This is a genomic window from Pseudomonas sp. HS-18 (assembly GCF_020401845.1).
Lineage (GTDB): Bacteria > Pseudomonadota > Gammaproteobacteria > Pseudomonadales > Pseudomonadaceae > Pseudomonas > Pseudomonas nitroreducens.
Map to the genome: position 1 here is coordinate 2,786,764 of NZ_CP084413.1, position 12,205 is coordinate 2,798,968.

The 12,205-nt window shown below is 66.5% G+C and carries 11 protein-coding genes; 6 read left to right on the forward strand and 5 right to left on the reverse strand.

The features are described 5' to 3' along the window. Positions 1-101: 101 nt before the first annotated feature. The 5 genes from LDJ84_RS13050 (at position 102) to LDJ84_RS13070 (ending at position 5,108) form a co-directional block, all read left to right on the forward strand. The gene (locus tag LDJ84_RS13050) at positions 102-575 is read left to right on the forward strand and encodes a PaaI family thioesterase (protein WP_226046430.1); all 474 of its coding nucleotides are present in this window, start codon (positions 102-104) and stop codon (positions 573-575) included. Then, positions 572-1,018, forward strand: coding sequence for a PaaI family thioesterase (locus LDJ84_RS13055; protein WP_024762426.1), 447 nt, complete (start codon positions 572-574; stop codon positions 1,016-1,018). Before LDJ84_RS13050 ends, LDJ84_RS13055 begins: the two co-directional genes overlap by 4 nt. After that, positions 1,019-2,263: an MFS transporter gene (locus LDJ84_RS13060; protein ID WP_226046431.1), complete on the forward strand. Its 1,245-nt coding sequence runs from the start codon at positions 1,019-1,021 to the stop codon at positions 2,261-2,263. It abuts the gene before it with no gap. Between the two features lie 119 nt (positions 2,264-2,382). Then, complete coding sequence (gene htpG, locus LDJ84_RS13065) at positions 2,383-4,287, forward strand: molecular chaperone HtpG (RefSeq protein ID WP_024762424.1); 1,905 nt, start codon at positions 2,383-2,385, stop codon at positions 4,285-4,287. 89 nt (positions 4,288-4,376) lie between these two features. Then, positions 4,377-5,108 (forward strand): dienelactone hydrolase family protein, encoded by a 732-nt coding sequence (locus LDJ84_RS13070; protein ID WP_193452394.1) that lies wholly within the window; start codon positions 4,377-4,379, stop codon positions 5,106-5,108. Between the two features lie 44 nt (positions 5,109-5,152). Here the strand turns inward: LDJ84_RS13070 and LDJ84_RS13075 are convergent, their stop codons facing one another. The 5 genes from LDJ84_RS13075 to LDJ84_RS13095 all read right to left on the reverse strand — a co-directional run bounded on the left by LDJ84_RS13075 (position 5,153) and on the right by LDJ84_RS13095 (position 11,594). Next, positions 5,153-6,433, reverse strand: coding sequence for a cytochrome c (locus tag LDJ84_RS13075; RefSeq protein ID WP_226046432.1), 1,281 nt, complete (start codon positions 6,431-6,433; stop codon positions 5,153-5,155). After that, complete coding sequence (locus LDJ84_RS13080) at positions 6,430-8,667, reverse strand: xanthine dehydrogenase family protein molybdopterin-binding subunit (RefSeq protein WP_226046433.1); 2,238 nt, start codon at positions 8,665-8,667, stop codon at positions 6,430-6,432. Before LDJ84_RS13080 ends, LDJ84_RS13075 begins: the two co-directional genes overlap by 4 nt. Continuing rightward, a complete protein-coding gene (locus LDJ84_RS13085; RefSeq protein ID WP_024762420.1) occupies positions 8,664-9,155 on the reverse strand; it encodes a (2Fe-2S)-binding protein in 492 nt (163 codons plus the stop codon). Before LDJ84_RS13085 ends, LDJ84_RS13080 begins: the two co-directional genes overlap by 4 nt. A 171-nt stretch (positions 9,156-9,326) precedes the next feature. Continuing rightward, entirely contained in the window at positions 9,327-10,580 is a 1,254-nt protein-coding gene (locus LDJ84_RS13090; RefSeq protein ID WP_024762419.1) for a sugar MFS transporter, read from the reverse strand. Positions 10,581-10,727: 147 nt separating this feature from the next. Beyond that, positions 10,728-11,594: a pirin family protein gene (locus LDJ84_RS13095; RefSeq protein ID WP_084357648.1), complete on the reverse strand. Its 867-nt coding sequence runs from the start codon at positions 11,592-11,594 to the stop codon at positions 10,728-10,730. Positions 11,595-11,724: 130 nt separating this feature from the next. Here LDJ84_RS13095 and LDJ84_RS13100 point away from each other — a divergent pair, with 130 nt between their 5' ends. After that, positions 11,725-12,198 carry a DUF3859 domain-containing protein gene (locus tag LDJ84_RS13100; RefSeq protein ID WP_037013152.1) on the forward strand — a complete coding sequence of 158 codons (474 nt, stop codon included), beginning with the start codon at positions 11,725-11,727 and terminating at the stop codon, positions 12,196-12,198. Positions 12,199-12,205 lie beyond the last annotated feature (7 nt).

The window sequence follows — 12,205 nt, forward strand, 5'->3', positions numbered from 1 at the left end:
TAGTTCAATGAATATTCCTGCGCCCCTGTATTCCATCACTGCAGGAGTGACAACGACCGGGGTATGATGCGGCCCCGTGCAGTCAATCGGTCGACCCTCCCATGTCCGAAAACCCACTCCTGGAGCGCGCCCAACGCTTCCTTTCGGCGCTGCGTCACTGCCAGTTGCTGGGCATCAGCGCGCATGCGGCAGACGCCTCCGGCCTGACCCTGCGGCTTCCCTACAGCGAGGCCATTGTCGGCAACCCGGAAACCGGCGTGATTCATGGCGGCGCCATCACCACGCTGATGGACACCACCTGCGGCATTTCCACCGTCTGCGTGCTGCCGCAGTTCGAGATCTGCCCGACCCTGGACCTGCGTATCGACTACATGCACCCGGCGCAGCCGCACAAGGATGTCTACGGGTTCGCCGAGTGCTACCGGGTCACCCCGAACATCATCTTCACCCGTGGCTATGCCTATCAGGACGACCCCAGCGAACCCATCGCCCATGTGGTCGGGACCTTCATGCGCATGGCTAAGGCGGTATCCGCCGGCTCGGTGAAGCGCGACGTCGATGGGGGCCAGGGATGACCACGGTGAACATCGAGGCCATGGTGCGCGCCGCGCACGAGAGCAAGGACTACGACCCGCTGATAGACGCGATCCCCTATGCCCGGCTGCTCGGCATCCGCTGCCTGCGCCTGGGCGACGATGCGATCTTCCACCTGCCGGCCAACCCGGACAACATCGGCAACCCCACGCTGCCGGCCCTGCATGGCGGGGTGATCGCCGGTTTCATGGAGCACTCGGCGCTGCTGCATTTGCTGATGTTCATGGGCATCCCGCACATGCCCAAGATCATTGACTTCTCCATCGACTACCTGCGCGCCGGGCACTTCCGCGATACCTACGCGCAGTGCCAGGTCTGGCGCCAGGGCCGGCGCGTGGCGAACGTCGCCATTACCGCCTGGCAGACCACTCGCACCGAACCCATCGCCACCGCTCGCGCGCACTTCAAGGTCGATGGCGCCTGAATGGATACGCTGCTGATCCTGCTCGGCCTGCTGCTGATCCTCGCGGGGTACGTCTGGCTGATTGCCCGCGCGTTCGAGCGCAGCCTGTTCTGGGGGCTTGCCAGCCTGTTACCGCCGCTGGCCGTGCTGTTCGTCCTGATCCACTGGCGGCTGGCCCGCAGCGCCGTGGCCCTCGGGGCCCTGGGCTGCATTCCGCTGGTGGTCGGCCTGACGATGCTGGCCAGCCGCGACAGTGCGCGCCTGGAGGCCATCCTCCGCCTGGAGTGGCTCAAGCCCGAGGCGGTCGCCAAGCCTGAACTGGCGATCAACCTGCGCGGGGAGCTGAATGGCCAGCCCTTCGTGCCCGAACAGGCCGAGTTCATCGACGGTGTGCTCAGCCTGCGCGAAGGCCAGGACTTCTACGCTCACCGCGAAATCCAGGTGCGCCTGGCTGCGCCGGTCAGCGGCCCGCTCAGGCTGGACGTGCTGCCCGACGACAAGGGACGCCTGCCGGAAATCGAAGTCAGCTGGCTCGCGCCAAGCCAGGACCTGCCCGAAGCGGTCCGTCTGCAGCGTGGCTACAGCCTGCACCTGGACCTGACGCCGAAGGCTCCCAACCGCCTGGAGGGCGCCTTCCACCTGGTGCTGCCGGCCCAGATGCAGACCACGCTTTCGGGCACCATCGAAGTCTTCACCGACCGCCTGCGCTATCGCGATGGCGAGGTGGATACCCGCTTCGACTCCCGCGATACCTTGCGTTATGTACTGCAGGACTACCTGCAGCGCCGCTTTGCGCGTCGTGATGTCGCCGTCACCCGCATGCCTGCCCTGGATACCCAGCGTGCCTCCCAGGAGGTTGCACTGACCGTCGAGGTAGGCGGCGCGCCGCAGGACCTGCAGGTCACGCTGGAGAAGACCCCCACGCGCGGCTGGGGTGTGCGGGACGACCGCTACCCGCGGATGAAGGCGTCGAACGTCGCTGCTGCCCCCCTTGCGGCCGCCACGCCGGCGAAATCCAGTGCCCCTGTGCCGCAGGCGCCGGAAAGCGGTCGCCTGGCCATCGAGCGCCTGCTGTCCGCACCGCAGCGCTACGTCAACCGCAGCATGCGCGTGACCACCGAGCGCGGCCGGGTTGCCGAGGGCGTCTTCGTCGGCCTCGATGTCGACGGCCGCATCGTCATCCGCCAGGTCATCGATGGCCCGGGCGAGGCGAGCTACACGCTGCGTCCCAGCGAAGTGACCGACATCGAACTGCCGGCGCGCTGACCTTTCGCCGGTCATTTGCCGGCGAATTTTCTCCAACCCCTTGAATTGGTTCGGGAAGCCCCCATCTCGCTGACATCGGCCGCACGACGCGGCATTTGTCACCCTCGGAGCGAGAAACGATGAGCGCGGAGACTCAAAAAGAAACACTGGGCTTCCAGACCGAAGTGAAGCAGCTGCTTCACCTGATGATTCACTCCCTGTATTCGAACAAGGAAATCTTCCTTCGCGAACTGATTTCCAACGCCTCCGACGCGGCCGACAAGCTGCGTTTCGAGGCCCTGGCCAAGCCCGAGCTGCTCGAAGGCGGCGCCGAGCTGAAGATCCGTGTGAGCTTCGACAAGGACGCCAAGACCGTCACCCTCGAAGACAACGGCATCGGCATGAGCCGCGAGGAAGTGATCGCGCACCTGGGCACTATCGCCAAGTCCGGTACCGCCGACTTCCTGAAGAACCTCTCCGGTGACCAGAAGAAGGATTCCCACCTGATCGGCCAGTTCGGCGTGGGCTTCTACAGTGCCTTCATCGTCGCCGACCAGGTCGATGTGTTCAGCCGCCGTGCCGGTGCGCCGGCCAGCGAAGGCGTGCACTGGTCGTCCAGGGGCGAGGGCGAGTTCGAAGTTGCCACCATCGAGAAAGCCGAGCGCGGCACCCGCATCGTCCTGCACCTGAAGGACGGCGAGGACGAGTTCGCCGACGGCTGGCGCCTGCGCAACATCATCAAGAAATACTCCGACCACATCGCGCTGCCCATCGAGTTGCCGAAGGAGCACCACGGGGAAGAGGCCGACAAGCCGGCTGAAACCGAGTGGGAAGTGGTCAACCGTGCCAGCGCCCTGTGGACCCGTCCGCGCACCGAGGTGAAGGACGAGGAATACCAGGAGTTCTACAAGCACATCGCCCATGACTTCGAGAACCCGCTGACCTGGAGCCACAACAAGGTCGAGGGCAAGCTCGAGTACACCTCGCTGCTGTACGTCCCGGCCCGCGCGCCGTTCGACCTGTACCACCGCGAGGCGCCGCGCGGCCTCAAGCTCTACGTGCAGCGCGTGTTCATCATGGACCAGGCCGACCAGTTCCTGCCGCTGTACCTGCGCTTCATCAAGGGCGTGGTGGATTCCAACGACCTGTCGCTGAACGTCTCCCGCGAGATCCTGCAGTCCGGCCCCATCGTCGATTCGATGAAGTCCGCGCTGACCAAGCGCTCCCTGGACATGCTGGAAAAACTCGCCAGCAATGACGCCGAGGCCTACAAGGGCTTCTGGAAGAACTTCGGCCAGGTGCTCAAGGAAGGCCCCGCCGAGGACTTCGCCAACAAGGACAAGATCGCCGGCCTGCTGCGCTTCTCTTCCACCAGCGACGAGAGCGGCGAGCAGAGCGTTTCCCTGGCCGACTACATCGGCCGTCTGAAGGAAGGCCAGGACAAGATCTACTACCTCACCGGCGAGAGCTTCGCCCAGGTGAAGAACAGCCCGCACCTGGAAGTCTTCCGCAAGAAAGGCATCGAAGTGCTGCTGCTCACCGACCGCATCGACGAGTGGCTGATGAGCTACCTGCCGGAATTCGACGGCAAGCAACTGGTCGACGTCGCCCGCGGCGACCTGGACCTGGGCAGCCTGGACTCGGAAGAGGACAAGAAGGCCCAGGAAGAGATCGCCAAGGCCAAGGAAGGCCTGGCCGAGCGCCTGAAAGCCGCACTGGGCGATGAAGTCGCCGAGGTGCGTGTCTCCCACCGCCTGACCGACTCGCCGGCGATCCTCGCCATCGGCGAGCAGGACCTGGGCCTGCAGATGCGCCAGATCCTCGAGGCCAGCGGGCAGAAGGTGCCGGAAGCCAAGCCGATCTTCGAGTTCAACCCGGCCCACCCGCTGATCGAGAAGCTCGACGCGGAAGCCGACGAAGACCGCTTCGGCGAACTGACCCACATCCTCTTCGACCAGGCCGCCCTGGCCGCGGGGGACAGCCTGAAGGACCCGGCCGCTTATGTGCGCCGCCTGAACAAGCTGCTGGTGGAACTTTCCGCCTAAGCTGAACCAGCCCAAAGCCCGCTTCGGCGGGCTTTGTGTTTTTCCAGTACTCGATCAACTACACCGACAAGCGAAAGGGGACTACCCGAATGAGCCAGATCAGCGTGCAACCTGTCGCCTATAGCCTCGATGGCGTGTCCTTCGAAGGCCAACTGGTATTCGATGCCGCCAGCAACGCGCCGCGTCCCGGCCTGCTGATGGCGCCGAACTGGATGGGCGTCAGCCAGGGCGCAGTGGATATCGCCCGCAAGGTCGCCGAGCGCGGCTATGTGGTGCTGGTGGCCGATCTCTACGGCAAGGATGTGCGCCCCAATGGCACGGAACAGGCCGGCGCCGCCATGATGCCGCTGAAGAACGACCGTGCATTGCTGCGCAAGCGCATGCAGCTTTCGCTGAAGACCCTGCTGGAACAGGCCGACAAGGCGCCGCTGGATACCGCGAAGCTGGCCACCTTCGGCTTCTGCTTCGGCGGCTGCTGCTCCCTGGAACTGGCCCGTGACGGCGCGCCGCTGGCGGCTGCGGTGTCCTTCCACGGCACCCTGGATACGCCGAACCCGGCCGATGCGCAGAACATCAAGGGATCGGTACTGGTCCTCGACGGCGCTGTCGACCCGTTCGTGCCGCGCGAGCAGCTCAGCGGTTTCGCCAAGGAAATGATCGATGCCGGGGTGGACTGGACCCTGACCAGCTACGGCGGCGCCGCGCATTCCTTCACCGACCCGCACGCGCAGATTCCCGGCAAGATGCAGTACGACGCCAAGGTGGCACGCCGTGCCTTCGCCGCGATGTTCGACCTGCTGGAGGAGCGCTTCGGCGCCTGACGGCATCGGGGGGAGGGCGGTCGCGCCGCTCCCCCACGCCGGGCTCAGCGCAGCTTGGCGACCTTGAATTCGAGGTCCGGCCAGGCTGGCAGGCCGGCGAAGTCCTCCCGCAGGAAGCGCGCCAGCGCGACAATCTGTTCGTCGTTGAGGCTGTGACGGAACGCCGGCATGTAGCCCAGCTCCGGTCGGGCGGGTTCGCCGATGCCATCCAGGATCACCCTCAGCAGATTGTCCGGCGTGGCCGCATAGAGTTTGTTGCTCACAGCCAGTGACGGCCGCACGCCATTGAGCTTCGGGCTGTCGCCGTCATGGTGGCAGGCCATGCAGGCGCCATTGAATAGCCTTGCGCCAGTACCGCTGACCGGTTGCAGGGTGCCGTAGGTACGCTCTTCCAACTCGCTCGCCTGCTTCTGTGGCGAGAAGTCGACGGGCTGTTCCGGCCGGAGGCTCGCGAGGTAGCGCGCCATGGCTTGCAGGTCCGCGTCCGGTTGCTGCGCAAGGCCTGCAGCTACCGCTGCCATGGGGCCGGCGGCGCCGCCGTGGTAGCGCGAGAAGCCGTTGCGCAGATAGTCGTACAACGTCGCCTGGGTCCAGGGAATCGCCGTCTGGCCGCTGCCGTCGAGAGGGGGCGCCTGCCAGCCGTCCACTGTCGCACCGGTGAAGCGTTGCTTGCCGGCACGCTCGGCACCCAGTGCGTTGCGCGGTGAATGGCAGACGCTGCAGTGGCCGAGCCCCTCCACCAGATAGGCGCCGCGGTTCCAGGCCGCATCGCGCTGCGGCTGAGGCTGGAAGCGGCCCTGGTCGAAATACAGCAGGTTCCAGGTGGCCATCAGCCTGCGCTGGCTGTAGGGGAAGCGCAGGCGGTTGGCCCTGGGCTGCGCCTTCACCGGCGGCCGGCTCATCAGGTAGGCGTAGAGGTCGCGCAGGTCTTCGTCGCCAATGCGGGTGAAGGCGGTGTAGGGGAAGGCCGGGTAGAGGTAGTCGCCCTCCCGCGAGACACCTTCGCGCATCGCTCGCTCGAAGGCCTCGAAGGACCAGCTGCCCAGCCCGGTATCGCGGTCCGGGGTGAGGTTGCTGGTGTAGAGCGTGCCGAACGGTGTGGCCATCGCACGGCCACCGCTCAGCGGCGCGCCACCTTCACGGGTGTGGCAGGCGGCGCAGTCGCCCAGGGCCGCCAGTTTCTGCCCGCGGGCGATGGACTCGGCACCGAAGCTGTCGACGGCCGGCGGGTCGGCTGGTGCAATGCTCCCTTTCCAGGTAATGGCCAGCGCTACCAGGCTTGATGCGGCCAGCGCTGCGATGATGCCCGGTGAGTGGTTTTTCATTTGGGTTGTTTCTCGTTCAGGGCAGCCAGTACCCGTTCTGGCGTGAACGGCGGGCGGGTGAAGCGCACGCCCGTCGCGTCGTGCAGGGCATTGGCGATGGCGGCGACGCTGGGTACCGAGGCAGATTCGCCGGCCCCCAGCGGCGGTGTACCGGGGCGGTCGAGCAGCAGCGCGGTGATCCTGGGCACCTGGGGGAATCCGAGGATCGGGTAGCCACCCCATTCCAGGCTGGTGACACCGCTGCGGTCGAAGGTCGAGCACTCCATCAGTGCACGGCTGGTGGCCTGGATCACGTTGCCGTGGACCTGGTGGCGTACCCCGTCGGGATTCACCATCTGCCCGCAGTCCTGCGCCACGTGGACCTCGGTCACGCGGACGGCGCCGGTGTGCGGCTCGACCTCGACGTCGACTATCCACGCCGCCCAGGCCGCGCCGAACCCTGGGAAGGTACTGTGGAAGTAGCGCGCGTAGGCGAAGCCGCGGCCGACCAGCAGGTTGCCCTGGCGTGCCCGCGGGTTGGGCGAGACGCGCGGCTGCCACTGGGCGGCGGTGGCCAGCGCGTTGATCAGCGCTATGGCACGTTCGTCATGCAGGTAGCGCAGGCGGAATTCGATGGGGTCGGCGCCGGCCATCTGCGCCAGTTCGTCGATGTAGGACTCATGGGCGAAGACGTTGGGCAGTGCCGATACGCCGCGCATCCACGAGGCGCGAACGATGGGGGCTGCGTCGTTGCAGACCACCCGCATGTGCGCAAAGGCGTATTGCGGGACGGCGGTGCGATCGCCCATCTGGGTTATCTGCGGCTTGGCGTCCACCCGCGAGGTGAGCAGCAGGGCCAGGTTGGCCGCGTTATTGGAGGGGTAGCAGGTTGAGAAGTCGTACGCCGCCACGTCGCCGTTCTCATCCAGCCCGCCGCGGACTTCGATCAGTTGCGCCGAACCCTTGGGCTCCCAGCCGTGTTCCTGTTCGCGCATCAGTTGCACGCGCACCGGTCGGCCGACGGCCAGGGCGAGCAGCGCGGCATCGGCGCTCACGTCGTCGGCGCAGTTGCGGCCATAGCAGCCCGACGCTTCCATCCGGATGACCTCGACCTGTTCCGGCTGCATGCCCAGCAAGGTCGCCAGGTCGGCACGCAGGTCGTGGGGGTTCTGGCTGCCCGACCAGACCTTCATCAGGCCATCCTCGAAGTGCGCGAGCGCGCAGGATGGGCCGATGGAGGCGTGCTGCTGATAGGGCCAGACGTAGGTGCGCTGCAGGGGACGGTGGAGCTGCGCCAGCGCGGCATCCATCTGCATGTCGTCCTGGAGCATGCGTGGCTGCTTGGGATGGGCACGCAGGGTGGATTCCAGTTCGTCCAGGCCCAGGGGTGGCAGGCCGCTCCAGTGCTTCCAGCGTACTTTCAGCTGGCGGGCAATGTGGATCGCCTGCTCTTCGCGCTCGGCTACCACGCCGATGAAGTCACCTATTATCACCAGCCGGACAAAACCGGGCAGGTGGGCTACGGACTGCTCATCCACTTCCGCCCGGCTCCTGCCCAGCGGCGCGCTGACATCCGCACCGGTGTAGGGCGGCCGCACCACGCGGCCATGGAGCATGCCCGGCAGGCGCATGTCGTGTACGTAGGTCAGCCCGCCCGTGACCTTGGCCGGGATGTCCAGGCGCGGCACCGAGCGGCCGACCACGCGGTAATCGCTGTGGGCCTTGAGCGGCGCGCTGGCATCGACCTTCAGTTCGAAGCGCTCGCCACGCAGCAGTTCGCCGTAGCCGATACTGCGGGTGGGTTTGCCTCTGACGAAGATTGCCCCGCCGGCGCAGTCGAGCTGGCGAATGTCGACCCGGAGGTGTTGCGCCGCGCGCTGCATCAGGAACTCCCTTGCCTCGGCGGCTGCCCGGCGCAGCGGAATGGCGCTGACCTGGAGGGTCGAACTGGCGATGGTCGGCCCCTGGTCGGGCGTGTAGCGGGTGTCACCCAGCAGCAGGGTGATCTGCTGCAGGTCGACATTCAGCTCCTCGGCGACTATCTGGGTCAGGGCAGTGCGTATGCCGGTGCCGAGGTCGACATGGCCGCAGGCAGCGGTGATGGTGCCGTTGCCGGCGATGGCAATGAAGCTGTCGACCTCGTCGAGGGTCAACACGCCATCGGCGCCTTGCGCCAGCAATGGGGCAGGCAGTTGAGTGCTGACCAGCAGGGCCGCGCCGGCCTTCAGGAACTCACGGCGGCCGAGCAGGCTCATGCCGGGTTTTCCTGGCCGCGGTTGCCGATTCGCTCGGCGGCCCTGCGCACGGCACTGAGGATCTGCACGTGGGTACCGCAGCGGCACAGGTTATAGGCCAGTTCCTGGCGGATCTCCTCGTCGCTGGGCGAGCCGTTGCGGGCGAGCAGGGCTGCGCTGGTCATGATCATGCCGTTGCTGCAGTAACCGCACTGCGCCGCCTGCTCGTCGATGAAGGCCTGCTGGACCGGGTGCGGGGCATCCAGTGTACCGAGACCTTCCAGGGTGGTGACCTGGCGCCCCACAGCCGCGGAGACCGGCGTGACGCAGGAGCGGGTGGCGATGCCGTCGAGATGCACGGTACAGGCGCCGCACTCGCCCAGGCCGCAGCCGAACTTGGGGCCATTGAGCTGCAGGTCGTTGCGCAGGACGTACAGCAGCGGCGTATCGGCGGCCACGGCGAGGTGCCGGGGCTGGCCATTGACGACCAGCGAGAGGGGGTCAGCCACGGGGTGTGCTCCTTCCGGGGAAATCGGTCCCTTGCGCCGAAGAGGGTCGGCGGAGGGAAACGGAAGGCAGTCTTCGGGAACGAGCTGACGCCAGCTAGGGCGAGGGGGCCGATAGGCCTGTAGGAATCAGGTGAAAGGGGCGCGGACACCGCGCCCCGTCGCAGTGTGGTTTCAGGGGGTGCCGGCAGGGGCGGAGGCTGATTGGTCGGCACGATAGCCGCGCGCACCGAACCAGATGATGTACAGGTAGCACACCAGCGGCACGGCAAAGGAGGGCAGCAGGCCGATACGGTCGGCGAAGAAGGCCTGCACCAGCGGCATCAGCGCGCCGCCGACGATGGCCATGCAGAGCAGGCCGGAGCCTTTGCTGGTGAGGTTGCCCAGGCCCTCCAGAGCGAGAGAGAAGATGGTCGGGAACATGATCGAATTGAACAGGCCGATCAGGATCAGCGCCCACATCGCCACGTGCCCGCCCAGGGTCAGCGCTATGCCGATCAGCACCGCGATGGCCACGGCGTTGAAGGCCAGCAGACGGTTCGGCGCGATCGCGCGCATCAGGGCGCTGCCGATGAAGCGACCGACCATGGCGCCACCCCAGTAGAACGACAGGTACTTGCCGGCCTGCTCCGCCGGCAGCCCGGCGATGTCCGGCTGGCCCATCAGGCTCACCAGGTAGCTGCCGATGGAGACTTCGGCGCCGACGTAGCAGAAGATCGCGATGACCCCGAACACCAGGTGCCGGTGGGCGAGGATCGACTGGCGGCCTGCCGCGCCATCGGTGGGTTCGCCGTGATGGATCTTCGGCAGGCGGAACAGGGCGATCAGCACGGCGATGGCGAACAGCAGCCCGGCCAGCACCAGGTAAGGCGTCTTCACCGAGTCGGCTTCGCTGGCGGCGGAGCCACCGATCTGCGAAGCGGCACCGGCTCCGATGGCGAGGATGGTCACCGAACCCAGCAGCGGGCCGACCGTCGTGCCCAGGGAGTTGAACGCCTGGGTCAGGTTCAGCCGGCTGGCCGCGGTGGCGGCGGGGCCGAGCACATTCACGTAGGGGTTGGCCGCAACCTGCAGCAGGGTGATGCCCGAGGCGAGGATGAACAGCGCGGCGAGGAAGAACGGATAGGACTGCGAGCCGGCCGCCGGGTAGAACAGCAGGCAGCCGAGGCCGGCTGTGGACAGGCCGACGATGATGCCGCTCTTGTAGCCGACCTTCTCCACCAGCCGCCCGGCGGGGAAGGACATGATGAAGTAGGCGCCGAAGAAGCAGAACTGCACCAATGAGGCCTCCACATAGGACAGCGTGAAGACGGCCTTGAGGTGCGGCACGAGGATGTCGTTCAGCGAAGTGATCAGGCCCCACATGAAGAACAGCAGTGTCAGCACGGTGAGGGCGCTGGTGTGGCGTTGGGCGGTCGACTGGTCCATCGCGGACTCCTCGGGCCAGAAGTAGCGGGCTTGCCGGGGGCAAGGGTTCAGGGCGCGCGATGCTACAGCAGGCCTTCGCGCGAGTCCTCAAGCATTCGCCGGTGTTCGACAGCGCGGCGGCGATATCCGATAGGTTTCTCTGTTCGGCTAGCGCGGCAACTCGATGCGTTCCTGCTCACCCGGCACCGTCGGCCAGTCGTGGGCGGCCCAGCGGGCACGAGCGTTGTCGATCAGTGCCGGGTCGCTGGCGACGAAGTTCCAGTTCATCCGTCGCGGACCATCCAGCGGCTCGCCGCCGACGATCACGGCATGGCAGTCGCCACAGGCACTGAGGGTGAAGGTTTCACCTTCGGGCAGCACCACCAGCTCGTGCGGTGACAAGGGCTCGTCGTCCAGGAGGGCCTCTCCCTCGATGAGGTAGAGCGCCCGTTCGGGGTGTTCGTCGGGTATCACCAGGGTCGCGCCAGCATTGAGTTGCAGGTCGGCGTAAAGCGTTCTGGAGTGCACCGGCACCGGTGACTCCAGGCAGAAGCCGGTGCCGGCGATCATGCGGATGCGCACGCCCAGGTGGTCGCTTTCCGGCAGGCTGGCGCTGGCGTGGTGGCTGTAGCTGGGCTCGCAACTCTCGAGCTCGCGCGGCAGAGCCAGCCAGACCTGCAGGCCGTGCAGGCGCGAGCCGCTGTGCAGCAGGTCGGCGGGGGTTCGCTCGACGTGGGCGACGCCGCGGCCGGCGGTCATCCAGCTGACGTCGCCGGGCAGTACCCGCTGGTCCGAGCCGAGACTGTCCTTGTGCTGCACCTGGCCCTCGAACAGGTAGGTGAGGGTGGACAGGCCGATGTGCGGGTGCTGGCGGATGTCCATGCCATGCTCCGGCGCGAAGCTGCTTTCGAGCATGTGGTCGAAGAATACGAAGGGGCCGATGCTGCGCCGCTGTGCAGACGGCAGGGGCCGCAGGATGGGCACGCCCTCGACGTCTTCGGCGCGCGGGCGGATGGCTAGCAGGCTGTCGCTCATGATGGTGTCCAGTGGTCCGATCCACGCATGATAGACGCTTGGCGCCATGCCTACCCACGCGGCGCCAAGCTGTCATCAGGCTGTCACGGCGATGTCATAGCCTCGCGCGGACCCCAACAAGGAGCGCGACATGCCCATTTCCCGCCTGCCAGCAGTCCTGGCTCTCTCCCTGGCTTCTGCCTTCGCCTCCTCGGCCTTTGCCGAAGTGCGCGTCAACGGCCCGGTCGAGTACGGCGTCTTCGTCAGCAACTACAAGGATTACCAGCCGGGCGAGCGCGTGCTGACGCGCAGCGAGCAGGAGCTCGAGTCCACCACCCGCGTGCCGGCCAAGCTGGGCACCAAGTTCGGCCTGCGCTACCAGCTCAGTGGCAAGGTCGAGGGCGATACTCCGCTGACGCTGCTGTACTTCACTCCCGGCGTGGTCAGCCCCGATGGCCAGCGCCACGACAAGTTCGAAGTGGTGCAGAAGCTGGTCGTGGGCGCGCCCACCGATGTGATGGCCTACCAGTTCACCGAGAATCATGAGGTGGTACAGGGCCAGTGGCGCTTCATGGTGTTTCAGGGCGATCGCCTGCTGGCAGAAAAGACCTTCACCGTCGAATAAGTCACGC

Bases quoted from the DNA above. Each gene is read 5' to 3' on its own strand.
- LDJ84_RS13050 (WP_226046430.1), top strand. From the start codon at position 102: ATGTCCGAAAACCCACTCCTGGAGCGCGCCCAACGCTTCCTTTCGGCG.
- LDJ84_RS13055 (WP_024762426.1), top strand. From the start codon at position 572: ATGACCACGGTGAACATCGAGGCCATGGTGCGCGCCGCGCACGAGAGC.
- LDJ84_RS13060 (WP_226046431.1), top strand. From the start codon at position 1,019: ATGGATACGCTGCTGATCCTGCTCGGCCTGCTGCTGATCCTCGCGGGG.
- htpG (WP_024762424.1), top strand. From the start codon at position 2,383: ATGAGCGCGGAGACTCAAAAAGAAACACTGGGCTTCCAGACCGAAGTG.
- LDJ84_RS13070 (WP_193452394.1), top strand. From the start codon at position 4,377: ATGAGCCAGATCAGCGTGCAACCTGTCGCCTATAGCCTCGATGGCGTG.
- LDJ84_RS13075 (WP_226046432.1), bottom strand. From the start codon at position 6,433: ATGAAAAACCACTCACCGGGCATCATCGCAGCGCTGGCCGCATCAAGC.
- LDJ84_RS13080 (WP_226046433.1), bottom strand. From the start codon at position 8,667: ATGAGCCTGCTCGGCCGCCGTGAGTTCCTGAAGGCCGGCGCGGCCCTG.
- LDJ84_RS13090 (WP_024762419.1), bottom strand. From the start codon at position 10,580: ATGGACCAGTCGACCGCCCAACGCCACACCAGCGCCCTCACCGTGCTG.
- LDJ84_RS13095 (WP_084357648.1), bottom strand. From the start codon at position 11,594: ATGAGCGACAGCCTGCTAGCCATCCGCCCGCGCGCCGAAGACGTCGAG.
- LDJ84_RS13100 (WP_037013152.1), top strand. From the start codon at position 11,725: ATGCCCATTTCCCGCCTGCCAGCAGTCCTGGCTCTCTCCCTGGCTTCT.